Raw genomic sequence first — 20,573 nt, forward strand, 5'->3', positions numbered from 1 at the left:
GGTGAGCGGATGAGCCGGCAGCAGCGATGAGCACCTCCGCAGACACCGCGATGAGCCGCCCGCGCGCGGTCCTCGTGGTCGCGATCCTCGCCTCCTTCGTGGCGTTCCTCGACGGCACCGTCGTCAACGTGGCGCTGCCCGCGATCACCCGCGAGCTCGGCGGCGGGCTCGCCGTGCAGCAGTGGGTGGTCGACGGCTACCTGATCACGCTCGGCGCGCTGATCCTGGTCGCCGGCTCGCTGGCCGACCGGATCGGGCGCGCCCGCAGCATGACGATCGGCCTGATCGGCTTCGGCGTCACCTCGCTGCTCTGCGCGCTCGCGCCGACGGCGGAGGTGCTGATCGTCGCCCGGATGCTCCAAGGCGCCGCCGGGGCGATCCTCGTGCCCAGCTCGCTCGCGCTGATCATCGCGACGGTCCACGGCGCCGCGCAGGCGAAGACCATCGGCGCGTGGACCGCGTGGACGGGCACGGCGACGATCGCGGGCCCGGTGATCGGCGGGCTGCTCGTGGACGCCGGCTCCTGGCGCTACGTCTTCGCGCTCAACCTCCTCCCGATCGCGGTGACGCTGCTGCTGCTGCGCCGGCTCGGCCACGTCGACTCCGGCACCCGGGTGCCGATCGACGGCGTCGGCGCGGTGCTCGGCGTGATCGGCCTCGGCGGCCCGGTCTTCGCGCTGATCGAGCAGGAGCGGCTCGGCTTCGGGAACCCGCTGGTGCTCGTCGCCCTGATCGGCGGTCTGGCCGCCCTGGTCGCCTTCGTGCTCTGGGAGCGGCGGACGCCGAACCCGATGCTGCCGCTCTCGCTGTTCGCCTCGCGCAACTTCACGGTCGGCAACGTGTCGACGGCGTTCATCTACGGGGCGCTCTCGTTCGGCTTCTTCGCCCTGGGTCTCTACCTGCAGCAGGGGCTCGGCTTCTCGGCCACGCTCGCCGGCCTCGCCACGCTCCCGCCGACGATCCTGCTCCTGCTGCTCTCGCAGGTCGCCGGCGCGCTGACAGCGCGGTTCGGGCCGCGGCTCTTCATGGGCGTCGGCCCGCTGGTCGCCGGCGTCGGCTTCCTGCTGCTGGCCGGTGTGCGGCCGCCCGCCGACTACGTGACGCAGCTGCTGCCCGGCATCCTGCTCTTCGGCCTCGGCCTCGCGATCACCGTCGCCCCGCTGACCTCCACCATCCTCGGCGCGGTCGACAGCCGGCACAGCGGAGTCGGCTCCGCGATCAACAACGCGGTCTCGCGGATCGCCGGGCTGGTCGCGATCGCCGCCACCTCCCTGATCGTCGGCGACACGCTCGACGCCGAGGGCTTCCGCCGCGCGGCGATCGCGACCGCCGTGCTGCTCTTCCTCGGCGGGCTGGTCTCGCTGCTCGGCATTCGCAACCCGGTGCGCGACGCGGAGCCGACGGCCGCGCGCTGACAGGTCGGCCGCCCCGGACGGCTCAGCCGTCCAGCTCGGCGACGTCGTAGCCGAAGATCGCGCCGTCGGCGTCCTCCTCCGCGATGCCGGCGTAGGCGAAGCCGAACGGGTTCTCGCCGTCGACGATCGCGTTGTAGATGCCGTCGAAGGAGAAGCGGCCGGTCACCGGATCGACCGGGGTGAACCGGCCCGCGTCGCGGCGGAGGTCGACGCGCTCGTTCGGCTCCGAGAAGTTCACGAAGGCCTTCGAGGGCATCGGACCGCGCGAGATGGTGACGGTGCCGGTCAGCGGCGGGAACTCGACCCGGTCGCCGACGCGGGTCCCGCGGTACTGGCGGGGGTTGAAGACGATCGTCCCGGTGATCTCGGTGGTCGAGGCCGCGGCGCCGGGGGAGGCGAGGGCGGCTCCGACCACGGGAGCGGCCCAGGCACCGGCCAGCACGGTGCGGCGGCGGAGGGCGTCGGCGGGGGTGGGGGCGTCGGTCATCGGTGTCTCCTGTCGAAGGGCGCCTCCCAAGGGGCGCCGGCTCTGGCCGGGGATCGCGCGGATGCTGCGGGGCCGTCCTCAGTCTTCGTCGTGCTCCGCGCCGACTCACCCCGGCCCCGGCGACCGCCTGTGCCCCTTCCGAGGGTGGAAGGCGGCGTGGAAGTGTCCATCAGTCGTCGGACAGGGGTCCCGTGTCGAAAAAGGTTGTCGCTACATGGAATACTCGATCCGTCGATGCGCTTGCATACATCGGACGGGGACGAGCTTCCCGCGCGATTCACACTCTCGAGGAGAAACCATGAGCGACACCACCACCATCCCCGGATACCGCGCCGGCACCTGGGTCATCGACCCCACGCACAGCGAGGTCGGCTTCAGCGTCCGCCACCTGATGATCAGCAAGGTCAAGGGCAAGTTCGAGCGCTTCACCGCCACCTTCACCACCGGCGAGAACCCGCTGGACTCCAAGGTCGAGGCCACCGCCGAGGTCGCCTCCATCAACACCAACGAGCCCAACCGCGACGGACACCTCCGCACCGGCGACTTCTTCGAGGCCGAGAAGTACCCCTCGATCCACTTCGTGTCGACCGCGGTCCGCGCGAACGGCGACGACTTCCTCGTCGACGGCGAGCTCACCATCAAGGACGTCACCAAGCCCGTGACCTTCGAGGTCGAGTTCGGCGGCTTCGGCTCCGACCCCTACGGCAACTACAAGGCCGGTCTGACCGCCAAGGCGACCATCGACCGCACCGACTTCGGTCTCACCTACAACGCCGCCCTCGAGACCGGTGGCGTGCTCATCGGCGAGAAGGTCACCATCACGCTCGACCTCCAGGCCGCGCACCAGGCGTAGTCCGTCCCCCCACGACCGAGGCCGCCCCTCCCCACCCGGGGAGCGGGCGGCCTCCGTCGTTCCAGGCCACCCCTCCGCCACTCCACCCCTCCGCCACCCCGGTACCTCCGGCTCGCGAAACCACCTCCGGCTCGCGATTCCTGCCGGTTCCCGCGTGCCGAGGCGGTCTCCGCGAGCCGAACCTCCGGCGGGAGGATCTCCGGCTCGTGATTCGCCCTCCGGCTCGCGATTCCGCCCCGTTTCCGCGTGCCGCGACGGTTTACGCGAGCCGAACCTCTGGCGGGAGAACCTCCGGCTCGTGATTCCGCCCCGTTCCCCGTGCCGAGGCGGTTTCCGCGAGCCGAACCTCCGGCGGGAGGACCTCCGGCTCGTGATTCGGCCTACGGCTCGTAGTTCTGCGGGGTTCCAGCGTGCCGAGACGGTTCTCGCGAGCCGAACCCCCGGCGGGAGGACCTTCGGCACGCGAAATCATCTCCGGCTCGTCGTTCTGCGCGGTTTCCGCGTGCTGAGGACGTTTCCGCGAGCCGAACACGTCAGGCGCGATGAGCTTCGGCTCGTGATTCGAGCTCCGGCTCGTGGTTCTGCGGGGTTTCCGCGTGCCGGGGCGGTTTTCGCGAGCCGAACCTCGGGTGGGAAGCCCTCCGGTTTGCGATTCGACGGTCGGCTCGCGAAATGCTCTTCGGCTTGTCGTTCTACGCAGTTTCCGCGTGCCTGGGCGGTTCTCGCGAGCCGGAGCTTGGGCGGCGAGGCCTTCGGCTCGCGATTACGCGTACGGCTCGTGGTCTGGCGGGGTTTCCGGGTGCCGAGGAATGTTCGGCGAGCCGGAGGTCCGGCGGGAGGATCTTCGGCTCGTGATTCGACCTCTGGCTCGCGGTTCCTCACGGTTCCCGCGTGCCGAGGTGGATTCTGCGAGCCGGACTTCGCCGTCGAGCAGCTTCGGCTCGCGGAATCAGCTCCGGCTCGTCGTTCTGCGCGGTTTTCGCGTGCCCAGGCAAGTTTCGCGAGCCGAAGCTCGGGCTGCGGGAGTCGCGGCTCGCGATTCCACGTCCGGCTCGTCGTTCCGCACGGTCTCCGCGTGCCGAGGCCGGCTCTGCATGCCCGAGACCCGCGCGTCGGCACGGCCGTGCCGCACCGGGCTAGAGGATGCCGAGCTCGGTCAGCTGCTCGGAGATGCCGGCGCCGTCCGGGGCGTAGACCCACGGGGTGCCGCTCGTCTCCGAGAGGTCGGCCGCCTTCGAGCGACCGCCCGCGAGCACCGCCTCGCCGTTGGAGAGCTGGCGGATCGCGATCGCCGCGACCTTCTCGGGGTGCTCGTGCGCGAAGTCGGAGTAGATCTCCTCGTCGTGCTGCCCGTCGTCGCCGACCAGCAGCCAGCGGACGTCCGGGAACTCCGCGGCGAGGCGGCGGAGGTTCTCCTCCTTGTGCTGCTTGCCGCTGCGGAACCAGCGGTCGTGCGTCGGCCCCCAGTCGGTCAGGAGCAGCGCCCCCGCCGGGTAGAGGTGCCGCGACAGGAACCGCGTCAGCGCCGGCGCCACGTTCCAGGCGCCGGTGGAGAGGTAGATGACGGGCGAGCCCTGGTTCTGGCGGGAGAAGCGGTCGAGGAAGACGGCCATCCCCGGCGTGGGCATCCGCGCGTGCTCGTCGAGCACGAACGTGTTCCAGGCGGCGACGAAGGGCCGGGGGAGCGCCGTGACCATGACCGTGTCGTCGACGTCGGACACGACGCCGATCCTCGCCTCCGGCCGCACGATGAAGACGGGGGCCTCGACCGGCGCGCCGCCCTCGACGGTGAGGGTGATGCGGTGCCAGCCCGGCTCGAGCGTGATCGGGATGTCGGTGTCGATGACACCGCCGCGATCCGCGACCATCCGGTGGCTCTGCCCGTCCACCGAGACGGAGACGACCGCGCCGCTGATGTAGAGGCTCGTGAAGCTGCGCCAGCCGCGGACGCTCTCCACGGGCTGGACCTCCTCCGCCCCGGGCGGGGTCGGCCGGGTGTAGAGGACGCGCGCGAGCACGCGGAGCTGCTCGGTGGTGCCGTAGCCGGTGTAGGGGATGATCCGCGGCACGTAGCCCTTGCGCGTCACCCGGCGCATGCGCAGCGCGTGGATCCGGTCCTCGATGCGTGCGGCGCGGTGCAGGACCTCGGCCGCCCCGGCGCTCATCGGTTTGCTCTCAGGCGTCAGCGGCATCCGCCCAGTGTGCCAGACGGCCCCGGGAGCCGGTCGCCCCCGTCCGGCGGGCGCCGCGCTGCACCGGAGGAGGGACGCCGGTCCGGCTCAGTCCTCGACGGGCTCGATCAGCTCCGGCCCGTTGCTGCCCACCGTGCCGACCGCGGCGCCGACGCGGTGCACGTCGAGCTCCTCGGCCAGCTCGGCCGCGCCGTCGGACGCCGCGCGCAGCAGCGAGCCGTCGCCCGGGGTGAGCGGGTCGAGCCAGTCCTCGATCAGCTCCGGCTGCAGCAGCACGGGCATACGCTCGTGCACCTCGGCCACCGCTCCCGCGGAGGGGCGCGTCAGGATCGTCGCCGACAGCAGCCACGGTGCCCCGGGCTCCGCCGAGCGCCACCACTCGTACAGCCCGGCGAACAGCACGAGCGCGCCACCGCCCGGCGACACGAAGACAGGTGCCTTCACGCCGTCCGCGCCGACCCGCCACTCGTACCAGCCGGAGGCCGGCACGATCGCCCGTCGCGCCGCGAAGGACTCCCGGAAGGAGGGCTTCTCGGCGACCGACTCGATCCGCGCGTTGAAGAGCGGCGCACCGGACGGATCCGCGGCGGAGCGCGGCACCAGGCCCCAGCGCGCGCCGGCCAGGCGGCGGCGCGGCGGCTCGCCCTCCTCCACGCCCTTCATCGACTCCGCGACGACGGCGATCCGCTGCGTCGGCGCGATGTTCCAGGACGGGCCCGGAAGATCCGCGCCCGGCTCGTCGATGTCGAAGAGCGCGACCAGGTCGGCGCTGGTCTGCGAGAGGACGAAGCGTCCGCACATGGGTCCTCCTGGGGTGCCGCTGCGCGCCCACCCTACGCGGGGCGAAGAAAGCGAGAGACATTCGGTGATTCGACGCGAACGGCACGTCCGCGTGCGTACGATTGTAGAAACCGATACCGAAGGAGCTTCGCCGTGCCGCTTGGAAACCTCGTCGATCGACCTTTCGGAGAGTCGCCTCAGGTCCGCAACGAGCCGGTCCAGGTCCGCAGCGCGGCCCGGCTGGCCTCCCTCCTCGACGCCGCCGCGGCCGTGGTCGACGAGGTCGGCTTCGACCGCCTGACCACCGCGATGGTGGCCGAGCGCGCGGGTGCCGCGATCGGCACCGTCTACCGCTACTTCCCCGACCGCATCGCCGTGCTCCAGGCCCTGCGCGAGCGCGCGCTCGAGCGCTTCCGCAAGAAGGTCATCACCGACATCCGCGAGAAGCACCCGGCGGACTGGTGGGGCGCCGTCGACTGCGCGGTCGACGCGTTCTGCGAGATGCACCGCACCGAGGCCGGCTTCCGCTCGATCCGCTTCGTCGACACGATCCACGCCCCCGAGGTCGCGGGGGAGGCGTTCGAGGCCGGCTTCTTCGCCCGCCGCTTCGCCGAGATCCTCGCCTCCGAGTACGGCCTGCCCGGCGGTGCCCAGCTGTCGTTCCGCCTCGAGGTCGTGATCGAGGTCGCGGACGCGATGCTCACCCGCGCCTTCCTCATCGATCCGGCTGGCGACCAGCGCTTCATCGACGAGGCCCGGGTGCTGCTGCGCAACTACCTCTCGATGCACTACGGGCCGATCGAGGCCTGACCGCGACGGCCGCCGACGGCCTAGCTCTTTCCACGCTCCGGTGCAACACTGCGCCATCCGGGTTGGCACGCGTCTCCGAATGATGTTTTGCTGATCGCCAGGTTCTGACCGGGACCACGGGACAGGGAAGAGCAGGACCGTGATCGAATTCCGCGGAGTGAGCAAGCAGTATCCGGACGGCACGCGGGCGGTGGACGACTTCTCGCTCGTGCTGCCCTCCCGCCAGACGACCGTCTTCGTCGGCTCGTCCGGCTGCGGCAAGACGACGATCCTGCGGATGATCAACCGCATGATCGAGCCGACCGGCGGCACGATCGAGATCGACGGCGAGGACATCTCCACGCTCCCGGCTGTCTCCCTCCGCCGCCGCATCGGCTACGTGATGCAGAACTCCGGTCTCCTGCCGCACCGCCGGGTGATCGACAACATCGCGACCGTGCCGCGGCTGAACGGCGTCGCGAAGAAGCCGGCCCACGATCGCGCGCTCGAGCTGATGGACACCGTCGGCCTCGACCGCTCGCTCGCCACCCGGTACCCGAGCCAGCTCTCCGGCGGTCAGCAGCAGCGCGTCGGCGTCGCGCGCGGCCTCGCCGTCGACCCCAACATCCTGCTGATGGACGAGCCGTTCGGCGCCGTCGACCCGCTCGTGCGCGCCGATCTCCAGCGCGAGACCCTGCGCCTGCAGCGCGAGCTCGACAAGACGGTCGTCTTCGTCACCCACGACATCGACGAGGCGTTCCTGCTCGGCGACCAGGTCGTCATCCTCGAGAAGGGCGGCCGGATCGCGCAGAAGGGCTCGCCCGCCGAGATCCTCGCGAACCCCGCCAGCGAGTTCGTCGCCGGCTTCGTCGGCGCCGACCGCGGCAAGCGATCGCTGTCGATCGAGGAGCGCGACGGCGCCCGGATCGTCGTCGACGGCGACGGGCGGCCGACCGGCGTCCTGCGCGCGCAGGACGGCGTCGGCGCGTGAACTGGGTCGTCAACAACACCGATCAGATCGTCGCGAACCTGCTGGCGCACCTCGCGCTCTCGGTCCCGCCGATCCTGCTCAGCTTCGTGATCTCGCTGCCGTTCGGCTGGGTCGCCAACCGCTACCGCTGGAGCCGCGGCACGCTGCTCACCGGACTCGGCGTGCTCTACGCCATCCCGTCGCTGGCGATGTTCATCCTGCTGCCCGCGCTGCTCGGCATCCCGTTGCGCTCCACCGCGAACGTCATCATCGGCCTCACCCTCTACGGCATCGCGCTGATGGTGCGGACCACCTCCGACGCGCTCTCGGCGGTGTCGGAGGACGTCACCCAGTCGGCGACGGCGATGGGCTACTCGGCCTGGGCGCGGTTCTGGAAGGTCGAGTTCCCGCTCGCCGGTCCCGTCCTGCTCTCGGGCCTGCGCGTGGTCACGGTGAGCACGGTCAGCCTCGTGACGGTCGGCGCGGTGCTGGGCATCCAGAGCCTCGGCCTGCTCTTCACGGACGGCTTCCAGCGCGGCATCCAGGGCGAGATCATCACCGGCATCGTGCTGACCATCGTGCTGGCCCTCGTCCTCGACGGGCTCCTCGTGCTGCTCGGGCGCCTGCTCATGCCGTGGACCACCCTCGACCGGAGCCGCTCCCGCCGCAGGAGCGCCGCGAGCGCGAAGGCGGTGACCGCATGAACCTCATCGCCCAGGCCTTCGCCTGGATCGGCGACCCGGCGCACTGGGAGGGCATCTACGGCATCCCGACCCGCGTCGCGCAGCACCTCGGCATCAGCCTCGTCGTGCTGGTGATCGCCGCGGCCATCGCCATCCCGCTCGGCTACCTCATCGGCCACACCGGCAAGGGCAAGGGCATCGCCGTGCCCGTCGCCGGCGGCCTCCGCGCGCTGCCCACCCTGGGCGTGCTGGTGCTCGCGGCGATGAGTCTCGGCCTCGGCCTGGGCGCACCGCTGATCGCACTCGTGATCCTGGCGATCCCGTCGATCCTCGCGGGCGCCTACTCCGGGCTCGAGGCGGTCGACCGCCGCACCGTCGACGCCGCGCGCTCCGTCGGCATGACGGAGTGGCAGATCCTGGCGAAGGTCGAGATCCCGCTCGGCCTGCCGCTGCTGATCGGCGGTCTGCGCGTCGCGGCCCTGCAGATCATCGCCACGGCGACGCTCGCCGACTACATCGGCGCCGGCGGTCTCGGCCGCTACATCTTCCAGGGCGTGAAGGCGGGCGACTACCCGCAGATGCTCGCGGGCTCGATCATCGTGATCGTGCTCACGCTGCTCAGCGAGGTGCTGTTCGCGGTCCTCCAGCGGATCGCCGTGCCCCGCGGCGTCGTGCTCGGCCTCGGCCGCGCCTCGACCGAGCGCACAGGTTTCCGCGCGTCGTCATTCCGACGCCGCGCGGTGGTGGGAATCCCCATCGACGAAGGGAAATAAGAGATGTTCACAGCAACCAAGAAGGGCCGTGTCGTTCTCAGCGCACTCGCGGTCGGCGCCATGGTGGCGCTGGCAGGGTGCTCGTCCAGCGATCCGCTCGACGAAGGATCGGGAGCGACCGCCGGCGGCGACACCATCGTCATCGGCTCGCAGGACTACTACTCGAACGAGATCATCGCCGAGATCTACGCGCAGGCCCTCGAGGACGGGGGGATGACCGTGCAGCGCGACTTCCGCATCGGTCAGCGCGAGATCTACCTGCCCGAGATCGAGAGCGGCTCGATCGACGTCTTCCCCGAGTACGGCGGCAGCCTCCTGCAGGCGCTGGAGCCGGACACGACCGCGACCACGGCCGACGACGTCTACTCGGCGCTCACCGACGCCCTGCCCGACGGACTGCGCGCGCTCGACGCCGCGGACGCGAGCGACCAGAACTCCTACACGGTCACCCAGGCCTTCGCCGACAAGTGGAACCTGACCGACATCGCCTCGCTGAAGAACGTCACCGACCCGATCGTGCTCGGCGGCAACTCGGAGCTGCAGACCCGTCCCTACGGACCCGACGCGCTGCAGTCGAAGTACGGCATCACCACGACGTTCCAGGCGATCGAGGACAGCGGCGGATCGACGACCGTCGACGCGCTGGCCAGCAACCAGATCCAGATGGCGAACATCTACACCGCCGACCCGAACATCGAGTCGAACGATCTGCTGCCCCTCGCCGACCCCGACGGCCTGTTCGTCGCGGACAACGTGGTGCCCATCGTCTCCGACAAGGTCGACGACGACGCCGCCGAGATCATCAACGGGGTCAGCGCGAAGCTGACCGCCGACGACCTCGTCGCGCTGAACTCCGAGAGCGTCAACGAGCAGAAGTCGGCCGCGGCCATCGCGACCGAGTGGCTCACCTCGGCCGGCCTCCTCGGCTGACCCGACCCGCTCACGCCCGGAGGCGCGTCACTCGTCGAGGTGACGCGCCTCTGCGCGTGAGAGGAGCTTCTTCACGCCGATCACGACCAGCACGAAGACCACGATCGCGCCGACGAAGAGGTAGCCCGCGTAGTGCAGGCTGTCCGACAACTCGCGGTAGCCGCCCGCCGCCGCGGCTCCGACGCCGACGTAGGCGAACGACCAGAGGATGCACGCGGGCGTCGTCCAGGCCATGAAGGTCCGGTAGCTCATGCCGCTCATCCCGACGGTGAGCGGGATGAGGGAGTGCAGCACCGGGAGGAAGCGCGAGAGGAAGACGGCGATGCCGCCGCGGCGCGCGAGGTAGCGCTCGGCCCGCAGCCAGTTCTTCTCGCCGAGGCGGCGACCGAGGCGCGACCCGCGGATCCGCGGTCCGAACCAGCGGCCCAGGTAGAAGCCGACCGACTCGCCGCAGAGCGCGCCGATGATCACGGCGACGGCGAGGGCGACGAACTGCAGGGGAGACGTCACGCCGGTCGCGCTGACGATCACGACGGTGTCGCCCGGCACGATCAGCCCGGCGAGGATCGTCGTCTCGAAGAAGACGGCGAGGCCGGCCAGCAGGGTCCGCCAGACGGGCGGCACGCTCACGACGAAGGCGAGGATGCCGGTCAGAGCGTCGTTCACGGCCGCGTGCGCTCCGGCATCTCAGCGGACCCGCTTGAGCAGCGACCAGAAGGTCTCGACGATCGAGCCCATGTCGACCCGGTCGTCGAGCAGCCACTGCACCTGCAGGCCGTCGGACAGCGCCGTGATCATCTTGCCGGCCAGCTCCGGATCGATGTCGGCGGCGATGAGCCCCTCGCTCTGGTCCTCGCGGACCCGGGCGGCGAAGACCTCGTTGACGGTCCGGTAGCGCTCGATGAAGAACTCGTGCGCGGGGTGCGACTCGTCGGTCGCGTCGGCGGAGAGCGTCGCGTAGAGGTGGACGAGACCGGGCACCTCGCTGTTGTGCCGGATCAGCCTGACGACCTCCTCGATCGCCTGGTCGCCCTTCTTCTCCAGGTCGTAGACGGCGCGGTCCGTGTCGTCGCGCTTGCGGAGGACCTCGGCGAAGAGCTCCTCCTTCGAGTCGAAGTAGTGCAGCAGCCCCGCCTGCGTCAGGCCGACCTCCTCCGAGATCTCGCGCAGCGAGGCCTTGCGGTACCCCTGCCGCGAGAACACCTCGAGAGCGGTCTGCAGAATCTCCTCGCGCTTCGCGACGCCCTTGGCGTAGCTCCCCTTGCTCGGCATCCCTCGATCGTAGGGGGCGCGGCCGGGCGGGAGCCGCGAGCGTCGCGCGGTGACGGCGCACGATCTCTCACAGCGGACGCGGGACGCCGGGGCGACTGGGAAAGACCTGTGAAGATGCGAGCTCGACAGCGGGAAGCGTCAGCGCACGTGGTCGCTCGCCGTCGAGAGGTCCGTCGCCGACCCTCTGACGGACGCGGGCGCTGCTCGACCGGACCCGCGGGCGGAGATCTCTCGACGTGGAGACGCTCTGTCTCGACGTCGAGACGTCGCTGACGCGCGGGCCGGCGGCGGGCCGCGCGGACCGCCCCGGAAGGGTGTCGCCAGGGGCCCCGCGGGAGGCGCACATCCGCCCCAGTACTGGGATCCGAGGGCATCGCGCCCCTCCGGCCAACCTAGGCTCGGAGCCGTGAACGAACTCCTGGACCCGCTCCTCCTGTCGCGCTGGCAGTTCGGCCTGACGACGATCTACCACTTCCTCTTCGTGCCGCTCACCATCGGCATGGCGCTCACGGTGGCGATCTTCCAGACCTGCTGGGTGCGCACCGGTCGCGTGCACTACCTGCAGCTGACGAAGTTCTTCGGGAAGATCTTCCTGATCAATTTCGCGATGGGCGTGGTCACCGGCATCGTCCAGGAGTTCCAGTTCGGGATGAACTGGAGCGACTACTCCCGCTTCGTCGGCGACGTCTTCGGCGCCCCGCTCGCCTTCGAGGGGCTGCTCGCGTTCTTCCTCGAGGCGACGTTCATCGGCCTCTGGATCTTCGGCTGGGACAAGCTCCCGGCGAAGCTGCACCTCGCGACGATCTGGCTCACCACGCTCGGCACGACGCTCTCGGCCTACTTCATCATCGCCGCGAACGCCTTCATGCAGAACCCGGTCGGCTTCCGGATCAACGAGGCCAAGGGCCGCGCCGAGCTCACCGACATCTGGGCCCTGCTGACCAACAAGGTCGCGCTCGCCGCCTTCCCGCACACGATCTTCGCCTGCTTCATGGTCTCGGCCGCGGTGATCGTCAGCGTCGCCGCCTACCACCTCTCGCGCAACCAGCACCTCGAGACGATGCGCCCCGCACTGAAGTTCGGCGCCTGGATGATGCTGATCAGCGGCGGTCTGACCCTCTTCACCGGCGACTCGCTCGGCCTCGCGATGGTCGACACGCAGCCGATGAAGATGGCGGCCGCGGAGGCGCTCTACAAGACGTCCACCGGTGTCGAGGCCTCGTTCTCGATCTTCACCTGGGGCACTCCCGACGGCTCGAGCGAGCTCTTCTCGATCCGCATCCCGTATCTGCTCTCCTTCCTCTCGACGCACACCTTCACCGGCACCGTCGAGGGCATCAACGATCTGCAGGCGCAGTACAGCGCGGTCTACGGCCCGGGCGACTACACGCCGATCATCTGGATCACCTACTGGTCGTTCCGCTGGATGATGGCGCTCGGCGTGCTCGCCATCGGCGTCGCCGCTGCCGGCCTCTGGTTCACCCGCAAGGGCCGCGAGCCGAAGCAGTGGATGTGGAAGATCGCGATCTGGGCGGCACCGCTGCCGCTGATGGCGATGATCGTCGGCTGGGTCTTCACCGAGATGGGCCGCCAGCCCTGGCTCGTCTTCGGCCTGCTGAAGACCGCGGACGGCGTCTCGCCCGGGGTCAGCGGCATCGAGGTGCTGATCTCGCTGATCGCCTTCACCGCCATCTACGGCACGCTCGCGGTCGTCGAGTTCCGGCTGATCAAGCGGGCGGCCCAGGCCGGCCCCGACGACGCCCCCGAGATCGACGAGGAGAGCGGTCGCCCGCAGCTCGTCGGCACCGTCTACTGAGAAGGGCACTGCGCACATGGACCTCGGATCGCTCGATCTCGCCACGCTCTGGTTCTGGATCGTCGCCGTCTTCTTCATCGGCTACTTCGTCCTCGACGGCTTCGACTTCGGCGTCGGGATGTCGCTGCCGTTCCTCGGCCGCGACGACACCGACCGCCGCGTCCTGATCAACACGATCGGGCCGGTCTGGGACCTCAACGAGACCTGGGTCATCGTCGCGGGAGCGGCGATGTTCGCCGCGTTCCCCGAGTGGTACGCGACGCTCTTCAGCGGCTTCTACCTGCCGCTGCTGCTGATCCTGCTGGCGCTGATCGCCCGCGGCGTCTCCTTCGAGTACCGGCACCAGCGCCCGGAGGCCGCCTGGAAGAAGCGGTTCGACACGATGATCGTGGTCGGCTCGGCCGTGCCCGCGTTCCTCTGGGGCGTCGCGTTCGCGAACATCGTGCAGGGCGTGCCGCTGGACGCGGACCACAACTACATCGGGACGGTCTTCGATCTGCTGAACCCGTACGCGCTGCTCGGCGGCGCGACGACGCTCCTGCTCTTCTTCACCCACGGCGTCGTCTTCGTCTCGCTGAAGACCGACGGCGAGATCCGCGAGCGGGCGCGCCGGCTGGCGACGCGGGCTGGACTGGTGACCATCGCGGTCGCCGCGGTGTTCCTCGGCTGGACGAACCTGGCGCAGGGGAGCGGCCCGTCCTGGCTGCTGTCGATCGCCGCGGCGACCGCCCTGGTGCTCGCCTGGCTCGCGAACGTCCGCGGGCGGGAGGGCCGTGCCTTCGCCCTGCTGGCCGGGACCATCGGCCTCGCGGTGCTCGCGCTGTTCACCACGCTCTTCCCGGCGGTGATGCCCGCCTCGAACGACGTCGCCAACAGCCTGACCATCGAGAACGCCTCGAGCACGCCCTATACCCTGACGGTGATGAGCTGGACGGCGCTGGTCTTCGTCCCGCTCATCGTGGGCTACCAGGCCTGGACCTACTGGATCTTCCGCAAGCGCATCACCCGGAGCCACATCCCGGTCGACGCGCACTGACCGATCGCGACCGTGAAGCCCCTCGACCCCCGACTGCTCCGCTACGCCCGCTCCGCACGGCTGTTCCTCGTGCTCGGCGGGGCGCTCGCGCTGGCCCGCACGGCGACCGCGGTCGCGTTCGCGTGGCTGGTGGCGCAGCTCGTCGCCGGTGCGGTCGACGGGCGCTCGGCCGCCGACCCGGCGCCGTCGCTCGCGGCGCTGCTGGGGGTCGTGGCGGTGCGCGCGCTGCTGGCCTGGGCCGTCGAGGTGAACGCCGCGCGGGGCGGCGCCGACGCGAAGGCGCAGCTGCGGTCGGCGGTCCTCGCCTCGCTCGTCGCGCTCGGCCCGGCCGGCCGCACGGGTGGCTCGGGCGGGGTCGTCGCCCTGCTCGGCGGCGGGCTCGACGCGCTCGACGGCTACTTCGCCCGCTACCTGCCGCAGCTGATCGCGACCGCGATCACCACGCCGATCCTGACGTTCGTGGTCTTCCTCGCGGATCCGCTCAGCGCGCTCTTCCTCGTGGTGACGCTGCCGCTGATCCCGGTGTTCATGATCCTGATCGGCTGGGCGACGCAGGCGGTGCAGAAGCGGCAGTGGAGCCGCCTGCAGGCGCTGGCCTCCGGCTTCGTCGACACGGTCGGCGGACTGGCCACGCTGAAGATCTTCGGACGGGCGGAGCGGCAGAGCACCCGCATCCGCGCGCTGACCGAGGACTACCGCGTGCACACGATGAAGGTGCTGCGGGTGACCTTCGTCAGCAGCTTCGTCCTCGAGCTGGCCGGCTCGCTCTCGGTCGCGCTCGTCGCGGTGTCGATCGGGCTGCGCCTGGTCGACGGCTCGCTCGGGCTCGCGATCGGGCTCTTCGTGCTCGTGCTGGCGCCGGACGTGTTCCTGCCGGTGCGGCAGGTCGGTGCCGAGTTCCATGCGGCGGCGGACGGCGTGCAGGCGGCGGACGAGGCCTTCGCGATCATCGAGGCGGCGGCGACCGTCCCCGGGCGAACCGCGGTGCCCGGTCGCTCGGGGGCGCTCGAGCTGCGCGGGCTCGCGGTGGACGACGGTGCGGGCCGCGTGCTCGCGCCCGTCGACGCCGTCCTGCCCGCCGGCTCGATCACGGCGCTGACCGGGCCCAGCGGATCCGGGAAGTCGACCCTCCTCGCCGCCCTCGCCGGCTTCGCTCCCGCGACCGGCTCGATCGCCCTCGGCGGCGTCGCCGTCGACGAGTCGACCGGCCGCGACTGGCTCGCCTGGTCGGGGCAGCGGCCCGATCTGCTCCCCGGGACCGTCGGCTCGAACGTGGCGCTCGGCTCGCGCTCGCCCGACCCGGTGCGCATCGACCGGGCGCTCGCGATCGCGGGTGCCGACCTCGACCCCGGCCGGCGGATCGATGCGGACGGCACCGGACTGTCCGGCGGGCAGGCGGCGCGGGTCGCCGTGGCCCGGGCCGTGCACCGCGTCCTCGAGCGCGGCTGCGCCGTACTGGCTCTCGACGAGCCGACCGCCGCGCTCGACGAGGAGTCGGAGCGCGCGCTGCTCGCCGGGCTCCGCTCTCTCGCCGACGAGGGCGTGATCGTGCTCGTCGCCACGCACCGCCCGGCGACCATCGCCGCCGCTGACGCGGTGCTCGCACTCGCCCCCGCCGAGGCGGTGCTCCGGTGAACCGCGCCGAGGTGCTGCGCGCGGCGATGCCGGCGCCGCGGCGCTTCCTCCCCGGACTCTCCTTCGGGCTGCTGTCGTCCGCGTCGGTCGTCGCCCTGCTCGCCTGCTCGGCCTGGTTGATCGTGCGGGCGGCCGAGCAGCCGCCGATCCTCTTCCTCTCGATGGCCGTCGTCGGCGTGCGTGCCTTCGCGCTCTCGCGGGCGTTCTTCCGCTACCTCGAGCGCCTCTCCGGGCACGATGCGGCCTTCCGCGCGTTGGCCGAGCTGCGCGCGGGCGTCTACGACCGGCTGGTCCCCGTGGCGCCCGACGGACTCGGGCGGGTCCGCCGCGGCGATCTCGTCTCGCGCGTGGTCGCCGACGTCGACGCCCAGCAGGACGTGCCGCTGCGGATCGTGCAGCCGCTGGTCGTCACCGCCGTCGTCTCCGCCGCCGCGGTGGTGGGCATCTGGCTCCTGCTGCCCGCGATGGGCGCCGTGCTGCTCGGTCTGCTCGTGCTCGCCTTCCTCGGCGGAGCCCTCGGCTCGGGGCTGGTCTCGGCGCGCGCCGACCGCGAGCTGGCGCCGTTGCGCGGCGAGCTGGCCGAGCGCCTGAACCTGCTGGTCACCCGGCTCGACGTGCTGATCGCCTTCGACGCGGCCGAGGCCGCGATCGCCGACGCCGCGCAGGCGGAGGCGGCGCTGAGTCGGGCGGCTCGTCGCCGCGCGGCGTCGACCGGGCTCGCCGCCGCCGTTCTCGCGCTGTGCTCCGGCGGCGCGGTCTGGGCCGGTCTGGCCCTCGGGATCCCGGCGGTCGGCGAGCTGGGCGGCCCCGCGCTCGGGGTGCTCGCCCTGGTGCCGCTGGCCGTCTTCGAGGTCGTGGCCGCCGCTCCGCTGGCGGTGCAGAGCGCGCGCTCCGCGCTCTCGAGCGCGCAGCGGCTCGCGGACCTCGACGCGCAGGCCGCGTCGCCGGCGCTGGCGACCGACGCCGACGTCGATCCGTCGGCCGCCGTCCCGCTCGGCCGCGACATCGTCCTCCGCGACCTCTCGATCTCCTGGCCCGGAGCCGCGACGCCGGCGCTCCGCGACGTCTCGCTCGAGCTGCGCGCGGGCGAGCGGGTCCTCGTCACCGGTGGCAGCGGCTCGGGCAAGACGACCCTCGCGCACGCGCTCGTCCGGTTCCTCGACCACACCGGCTCCTACCGGATCGGCGGGGTGGAGGCGCGCACGCTGCCCCAGAACGAGCTGCGCCGGCTGGTCGGCCTCGTCGAGCAGCAGCCCTACCTCTTCGACGACACTATTCGGCAGAACCTGCTCTTCGCCCGGCCCGAGGCCGACGACGCGGTGCTGACCACCGTTCTCGAGCGGGTGGGCCTCGCCTCCTGGACCGCGGTGCGCGGCGGTCTCGACGCGCGGGTCGGCGAGCGCGGCTCGCTCGTCTCGGGCGGTCAGGCGCAGCGGCTGGCGCTCGCCCGCGCCCTGCTCGCCGACTTCGACGTGCTGGTGCTCGACGAGCCCACCGCCTCGGTGGACGCGCCGGTGGCCGACGCCCTGCTCGCCGACCTGCTGCACGCCGCCTCGGGCCGCACGGTCGTGCTGATCGCGCACCGCGTCCCCGCGTCCCTCGCCTTCGACCGGCGGATCACGGTCGCGGAGGGCACCGCCCGCTGACCCCCGACGCGGCAGATCCCCGGACCGGAGGACGGCCCGGGGATCCGCTCAGCCCGGGAGCGCGGCGATCAGCGGCTGGACCAGCTCGCGCGGCCGCGCCCGTCGTACTGCACCAGGTTGCCGTCGTCCTGCATCACCAGGCGGAACGGCGGAACAGCGGGGCCGGCATTGACGAAGTAGCGCGGTAGAACGCTCCAGCTCGCTCGGCCCTGGCCGGCGACCGCCATGTATCCGTTCTCGTCGATCGAGAGGAAGTCGCCGGACGTGGACGTCCCGGTGGTCCAGATCGGACCGGTGCGGCCGGAGACGACGAAGTTGCCGTCGGCCTGCATCGTCGCTCGGTAGGCGCCGTTGCCCGACCGGAGGCCCTCGCCCGCGTACAGTGCGGCCGGAGCGAACAGGGTGCTGCTCGGGAAGGCGATCCGGCTGCTCCAGATCACGGTGTCCTCGATGCTGTACAGGACGAGCCTGCCCGTGTTGTCGAGGTTCATCCGCACTCCGGAGCCGCTGGTGCCGGTGGCCCACTTCGCCGAGCCGTCCGCACCGTAGATGACGGCGTTGCCGTCCTCCTGCAGCACCAGCCGGTTCCCGGCGCCCGAGGTGCCGGTGCTCCAGGTCACTCCGTTCGGGCCGTAGCCGACGAAGTTGCCGTCGCCCTGCATCACCGCGGTGAAGCGGCCGTCGCCCGAGGTGAGGCGTCCGTCCGGCCGGAGGGATTCGGTGGGGTAGAGGAAGTCCGTGGGCGGCGCTGCGATCGTCGTGCCGATGCTGCTCGCCCACGCGGGGCTGCCGTTGGCGCGGCTGACGACCAGGTTGCCGTCGCTCTGGATCCGCACGCTGGCACCCGCTTCACCGTCGGTGCCGGTGAACCAGACGGGTCGGCCGTCCGCGGCGTAGATCACGAGGTTGCCGTCGGCCTGCATGACGAGGCGGTCGCCGCGGCCCTGGGTGCCGGTGCTGAAGGTGGCCCGGCCGCTCGCGTCGTAGGTGACGGCGTTGCCGTCGGTCTGCAGCACGAAGCGGTAGCCGCCGCCGACCGAGGCGATGCTCTCGCCGGGCACGAGCTGCTCTCCGCTGACCAGCGCGTCGGTGAACACGTTCGCGGCGGTGACGACCGTGGTCGGGACCTGCCCGGGGCCGGCGGCGAGGGCAGGAGTCGCGCCGAGCAGCAGGGCGCCCGCGGTCACGAGCACCACCGCCCCGGAGACGAGGGTGCGGGCGGGGTGGAGAGGCGTCATCGCGGGTCCTTCGAGCGGAGTCGGTGGGCGGTTCTCCCGAATGCTTCCACGCCGCTCGCCGCGCCACGCCGCCGAGGCGCGGTCGTGATCGAGTGGTGATCCGGCCGGATCAGTGCGCCGGCCGGACCCGTCTCTCGGCCTCGGCGAGCGTCCCGCCCTCGGCGGCCCATCGGTCGAGCACGCCGTCGACCCGAGCCCGTGCGGATCCGCTGCTGCTCTCGAGCAGAGGACGGATCACGTCGCGGGCCAGCGGCGCCGTCAACTCCTCGACCCGTGCATCTCGGACGAATCCCTCGAGCCGGGTCAGGTCGGAGGCGCGCAGGAGCGCCGCCCGCGACTGCAGCAGGACGATCGCGGCGAGCCGCGTCTCGAAGACGTGCGCCTCCCACAGCTCCGACGACAGCGCGGTGACGTCGTCGTGCCCGAGCCCGCGGAACTTCTTCAGCGCGTCCCGCACGGTCCCGCGCACGGCGCCGACCGAGGCGCCGGTGGAATCGAGGCCCGCGCCGAGTCGCTCGCGCACGTCCTGCGCGCGCCAGACGTCGCCCTCGTACTCCAGCGCCGTGCGGATGAAGTCGCCGGCGTCGCTCACCCCTCCATCATGCGACGCGCGGGGGAGCAGCGACGAACCGTGCTCCGCCGGCGACCGCGCGCCGAAGGTCGCGGTCCGCCCTCGGCCGCGGGTCGCGCCGCCCGGGGACGCCGACGGCCCGGCCCGTGCACGGGAGGCGCGAGCCGGGCCGTCGGGAGGGGCCCGCCGCAGGGCGGGACCCCATCAGAGCTGCGTCGAGTCGACCGCGGTCAGCGGCTCGCCCACACCGCCTGGTTGCGGCCGTCGTACTCGACCAGATTGCCGTCGTCCTGCATGACGAGGCGGAACGGAGCGACCGCGCCGGCGCGGGGGGTCACCGTCCAGGTCCCGGCGCCGTCGCCGCGGACGACGGCCATGAAGCCGTCCTCGTAGAGGTTGAACGAGCTGCCGGCGCCCGATGTGACCGTCGACCAGATCGGGCCGGAGCGGCCGGAGACGACGAAGTTGCCGTCGCCCTGCATGACGGCGCGGTAGACGCCGTTCGCCGAGCGGAGGAGACTGCCGGCCGCGAGCCCGTTCTCGGCGTAGAGGCTCGAGCCCGGCAGTTGCGCCTGGCTGGTCCAGAGCACGGTGTCGACCTGGTCGACGATGATCAGCGATCCGGCGTTGTTGATGCCGAGGCGTAGATCCGAGCCGCGGGTGCCGGAGGACCACTGGACCGAGCCGTCCGGCCCGTAGATCACGGCGTTGCCGTCGGTCTGCAGCACGAGCCGATTGCCGGCGCCGCGCGTGCCGGTGGTCCAGACGACGCCCTGCGGGCCGTAGCCGACGAAGTTGCCGTCGGTCTGCATCTCGGCGCGGAAGCGGCCGTCGGCCGAGGTGAGCCGGTGCCCGCCGCGGAGGGTCTCGCCGGTGAAGAGGGTGTCGGTCGCGGGCTCGGCGATCCTCCCGTTGACGCTGCTCGCCCAGGCGGGGGAGCCGTTCTCGCGGGACACGACGAGGTTGCCGTCCTGCTGGATGATCAGGTACGCACCGGGCTCGTCGTTCGTGCCGGTGCTCCAGACGGGCCGGTCGTCGGCGGAGTAGATCACGACGTTGCCGTCGGTCTGCATGACGAGGTGGTCGCCGCGCCCGGCGGTGCCGGTCGCGTAGACGACGCGGCCGTCGGGTCCGTAGGTGACGGCGTTGCCGTCGGCCTGCATCACGAACTCGTAGGCGGGTCCGGGGTTGTCGGAGACGATGCTCTCGCCGCGGGCGAGCTCCTCGCCGCCCTCCAGCGCGTTGTAGTACGCGCCGGCGGCGCGGGCCTGCGGGTCGGCGTTCGTCTGGAGTGCGGGCGCCGAGTCGGCGGAGGACGAGGAGAGCGTCTGCTGCACCGCCTCCTCGGCGAACGCCGGCGTCGCCGTGAAGAGCAGAGCCCCGGTCGCGACCAGCGCGACGAGCCCGGAGCCGGCGAATCGGGAGGGCCCGGTGGAGCGCGAGGCTCCGGTGGAGCGGGAGGAAGAGGGAGGCGTCATCGCAGTTCT

At 71.7% G+C, this 20,573-nt stretch carries 19 protein-coding genes; 11 read left to right on the plus strand and 8 right to left on the minus strand.

Annotated features, from left to right (window positions below; genetic code table 11):
• Positions 1 to 26: 26 nt before the first annotated feature.
• Positions 27 to 1,415: a DHA2 family efflux MFS transporter permease subunit gene (locus EDF36_RS04620; RefSeq protein ID WP_260300527.1), complete on the plus strand. Its 1,389-nt coding sequence runs from the start codon at positions 27 to 29 to the stop codon at positions 1,413 to 1,415.
• Between the two features lie 22 nt (positions 1,416 to 1,437).
• Here EDF36_RS04620 and EDF36_RS04625 read toward each other — a convergent pair whose 3' ends face one another.
• Positions 1,438 to 1,902 carry a hypothetical protein gene (locus tag EDF36_RS04625; protein WP_123703041.1) on the minus strand — a complete coding sequence of 155 codons (465 nt, stop codon included), beginning with the start codon at positions 1,900 to 1,902 and terminating at the stop codon, positions 1,438 to 1,440.
• Positions 1,903 to 2,200: 298 nt separating this feature from the next.
• Here EDF36_RS04625 and EDF36_RS04630 point away from each other — a divergent pair, with 298 nt between their 5' ends.
• Entirely contained in the window at positions 2,201 to 2,755 is a 555-nt protein-coding gene (locus EDF36_RS04630; protein WP_123445585.1) for a YceI family protein, read from the plus strand.
• Between the two features lie 1,136 nt (positions 2,756 to 3,891).
• On the opposite strand, the gene EDF36_RS04635 is transcribed toward EDF36_RS04630, so the two are convergent.
• Positions 3,892 to 4,947 (minus strand): App1 family protein, encoded by a 1,056-nt coding sequence (locus EDF36_RS04635; protein ID WP_123703043.1) that lies wholly within the window; start codon positions 4,945 to 4,947, stop codon positions 3,892 to 3,894.
• 87 nt (positions 4,948 to 5,034) lie between these two features.
• On the minus strand, positions 5,035 to 5,748 hold the full coding sequence (locus EDF36_RS04640) for an SOS response-associated peptidase (protein ID WP_123732082.1): 714 nt from the start codon (positions 5,746 to 5,748) through the stop codon (positions 5,035 to 5,037).
• Between the two features lie 132 nt (positions 5,749 to 5,880).
• Here EDF36_RS04640 and EDF36_RS04645 point away from each other — a divergent pair, with 132 nt between their 5' ends.
• The 5 genes from EDF36_RS04645 to EDF36_RS04665 all read left to right on the plus strand — a co-directional run bounded on the left by EDF36_RS04645 (position 5,881) and on the right by EDF36_RS04665 (position 9,872).
• Positions 5,881 to 6,537 carry a TetR family transcriptional regulator gene (locus tag EDF36_RS04645; protein WP_123445588.1) on the plus strand — a complete coding sequence of 219 codons (657 nt, stop codon included), beginning with the start codon at positions 5,881 to 5,883 and terminating at the stop codon, positions 6,535 to 6,537.
• A 139-nt stretch (positions 6,538 to 6,676) separates the two neighbouring features.
• The gene (locus tag EDF36_RS04650) at positions 6,677 to 7,507 is read left to right on the plus strand and encodes an ABC transporter ATP-binding protein (RefSeq protein ID WP_123732083.1); all 831 of its coding nucleotides are present in this window, start codon (positions 6,677 to 6,679) and stop codon (positions 7,505 to 7,507) included.
• Positions 7,504 to 8,190 carry an ABC transporter permease gene (locus EDF36_RS04655; protein WP_123703047.1) on the plus strand — a complete coding sequence of 229 codons (687 nt, stop codon included), beginning with the start codon at positions 7,504 to 7,506 and terminating at the stop codon, positions 8,188 to 8,190. The genes EDF36_RS04650 and EDF36_RS04655 overlap by 4 nt, the downstream gene beginning before the upstream one ends.
• Positions 8,187 to 8,942 carry an ABC transporter permease gene (locus tag EDF36_RS04660; RefSeq protein WP_123703049.1) on the plus strand — a complete coding sequence of 252 codons (756 nt, stop codon included), beginning with the start codon at positions 8,187 to 8,189 and terminating at the stop codon, positions 8,940 to 8,942. The genes EDF36_RS04655 and EDF36_RS04660 overlap by 4 nt, the downstream gene beginning before the upstream one ends.
• Positions 8,943 to 8,945: 3 nt before the next feature.
• Complete coding sequence (locus EDF36_RS04665; protein WP_123732084.1) at positions 8,946 to 9,872, plus strand: ABC transporter substrate-binding protein; 927 nt, start codon at positions 8,946 to 8,948, stop codon at positions 9,870 to 9,872.
• A gap of 27 nt (positions 9,873 to 9,899) precedes the next feature.
• Here the strand turns inward: EDF36_RS04665 and EDF36_RS04670 are convergent, their stop codons facing one another.
• Positions 9,900 to 10,538, minus strand: a complete 639-nt coding sequence (locus EDF36_RS04670) for a DedA family protein (protein WP_123732085.1) — start codon at positions 10,536 to 10,538, stop codon at positions 9,900 to 9,902.
• Between the two features lie 21 nt (positions 10,539 to 10,559).
• Complete coding sequence (locus tag EDF36_RS04675) at positions 10,560 to 11,144, minus strand: TetR/AcrR family transcriptional regulator (RefSeq protein ID WP_123732086.1); 585 nt, start codon at positions 11,142 to 11,144, stop codon at positions 10,560 to 10,562.
• Positions 11,145 to 11,550: 406 nt separating this feature from the next.
• On the opposite strand from EDF36_RS04675, the gene EDF36_RS04680 reads away from it, so the two are divergent.
• The 4 genes from EDF36_RS04680 to cydC are packed head-to-tail and all read left to right on the plus strand — an operon-like array spanning position 11,551 to position 17,277.
• Entirely contained in the window at positions 11,551 to 12,960 is a 1,410-nt protein-coding gene (locus tag EDF36_RS04680; protein ID WP_123732087.1) for a cytochrome ubiquinol oxidase subunit I, read from the plus strand.
• 16 nt (positions 12,961 to 12,976) lie between these two features.
• Positions 12,977 to 13,996: a cytochrome d ubiquinol oxidase subunit II gene (gene cydB / locus EDF36_RS04685; RefSeq protein ID WP_123732088.1), complete on the plus strand. Its 1,020-nt coding sequence runs from the start codon at positions 12,977 to 12,979 to the stop codon at positions 13,994 to 13,996.
• A gap of 12 nt (positions 13,997 to 14,008) precedes the next feature.
• Positions 14,009 to 15,631, plus strand: a complete 1,623-nt coding sequence (cydD, locus tag EDF36_RS04690) for a thiol reductant ABC exporter subunit CydD (RefSeq protein WP_123732089.1) — start codon at positions 14,009 to 14,011, stop codon at positions 15,629 to 15,631.
• Positions 15,628 to 17,277 carry a thiol reductant ABC exporter subunit CydC gene (gene cydC / locus EDF36_RS04695; RefSeq protein WP_260300528.1) on the plus strand — a complete coding sequence of 550 codons (1,650 nt, stop codon included), beginning with the start codon at positions 15,628 to 15,630 and terminating at the stop codon, positions 17,275 to 17,277. The genes cydD and cydC overlap by 4 nt, the downstream gene beginning before the upstream one ends.
• 68 nt (positions 17,278 to 17,345) lie before the next feature.
• Here the strand turns inward: cydC and EDF36_RS04700 are convergent, their stop codons facing one another.
• The 3 genes from EDF36_RS04700 to EDF36_RS04710 form a co-directional block, all read right to left on the minus strand.
• The gene (locus EDF36_RS04700; RefSeq protein ID WP_123732090.1) at positions 17,346 to 18,515 is read right to left on the minus strand and encodes a hypothetical protein; all 1,170 of its coding nucleotides are present in this window, start codon (positions 18,513 to 18,515) and stop codon (positions 17,346 to 17,348) included.
• 109 nt (positions 18,516 to 18,624) lie between these two features.
• The gene (locus tag EDF36_RS04705) at positions 18,625 to 19,107 is read right to left on the minus strand and encodes a DNA alkylation repair protein (RefSeq protein WP_123732091.1); all 483 of its coding nucleotides are present in this window, start codon (positions 19,105 to 19,107) and stop codon (positions 18,625 to 18,627) included.
• A 209-nt stretch (positions 19,108 to 19,316) separates the two neighbouring features.
• A complete protein-coding gene (locus EDF36_RS04710; RefSeq protein ID WP_123732092.1) occupies positions 19,317 to 20,564 on the minus strand; it encodes a hypothetical protein in 1,248 nt (415 codons plus the stop codon).
• Between the last annotated feature and the right edge of the window lie 9 nt (positions 20,565 to 20,573).

The sequence above is a fragment of the Rathayibacter sp. PhB152 genome (assembly GCF_003751395.1).
In the GTDB taxonomy this organism is placed as follows: domain Bacteria; phylum Actinomycetota; class Actinomycetes; order Actinomycetales; family Microbacteriaceae; genus Rathayibacter; species Rathayibacter festucae.

Excerpts from the sequence above, each read along its gene's own strand:
- EDF36_RS04620 (WP_260300527.1), top strand. The coding sequence starts at position 27 with ATGAGCACCTCCGCAGACACCGCGATGAGCCGCCCGCGCGCGGTCCTC.
- EDF36_RS04625 (WP_123703041.1), bottom strand. The coding sequence starts at position 1,902 with ATGACCGACGCCCCCACCCCCGCCGACGCCCTCCGCCGCCGCACCGTG.
- EDF36_RS04630 (WP_123445585.1), top strand. The coding sequence starts at position 2,201 with ATGAGCGACACCACCACCATCCCCGGATACCGCGCCGGCACCTGGGTC.
- EDF36_RS04635 (WP_123703043.1), bottom strand. The coding sequence starts at position 4,947 with ATGCCGCTGACGCCTGAGAGCAAACCGATGAGCGCCGGGGCGGCCGAG.
- EDF36_RS04640 (WP_123732082.1), bottom strand. The coding sequence starts at position 5,748 with ATGTGCGGACGCTTCGTCCTCTCGCAGACCAGCGCCGACCTGGTCGCG.
- EDF36_RS04660 (WP_123703049.1), top strand. The coding sequence starts at position 8,187 with ATGAACCTCATCGCCCAGGCCTTCGCCTGGATCGGCGACCCGGCGCAC.
- EDF36_RS04665 (WP_123732084.1), top strand. The coding sequence starts at position 8,946 with ATGTTCACAGCAACCAAGAAGGGCCGTGTCGTTCTCAGCGCACTCGCG.
- EDF36_RS04675 (WP_123732086.1), bottom strand. The coding sequence starts at position 11,144 with ATGCCGAGCAAGGGGAGCTACGCCAAGGGCGTCGCGAAGCGCGAGGAG.
- cydB (WP_123732088.1), top strand. The coding sequence starts at position 12,977 with ATGGACCTCGGATCGCTCGATCTCGCCACGCTCTGGTTCTGGATCGTC.
- EDF36_RS04700 (WP_123732090.1), bottom strand. The coding sequence starts at position 18,515 with ATGACGCCTCTCCACCCCGCCCGCACCCTCGTCTCCGGGGCGGTGGTG.
- EDF36_RS04710 (WP_123732092.1), bottom strand. The coding sequence starts at position 20,564 with ATGACGCCTCCCTCTTCCTCCCGCTCCACCGGAGCCTCGCGCTCCACC.